The organism is Paraburkholderia sp. UCT2 (assembly GCF_014397665.1).
GTDB lineage: Bacteria > Pseudomonadota > Gammaproteobacteria > Burkholderiales > Burkholderiaceae > Paraburkholderia > Paraburkholderia tuberum.
This window is the reverse complement of record NZ_VZQO01000199.1, coordinates 1-207: the sequence shown is the minus strand read 5'-3', so window position 1 is coordinate 207 and position 207 is coordinate 1. Positions and strand designations below refer to the sequence as shown.

At 66.7% G+C, this 207-nt stretch carries 1 protein-coding gene; it reads right to left on the bottom strand.

Annotated features, from left to right (window positions below; translation table 11 throughout):
- On the bottom strand, positions 1-207 hold a 207-nt coding region (locus F6X39_RS36315), incomplete at both ends, for an Ig-like domain-containing protein (protein ID WP_187620176.1).

Sequence of the window (207 nt, the reverse complement as noted above, 5' to 3'; positions counted from 1 at the left end):
GCGTGAAGCTCCAGTTGCCGTCCTCGTCGACCTGCGTCTCGCCAACCGGCGTGCCGTTGTCGATCACGACGATCGTGTCGCCCGGTTCGCCCTTGCCCACCAGCGTCGGCGTCGTGTCGTCCGTGCTCTCGCCATTGCCCACCGGTCCCTGGATCGGACCTTCGTCGTCAGTCACTTCGCCAATGACTGGCTGGTCCGGCGCAGTCG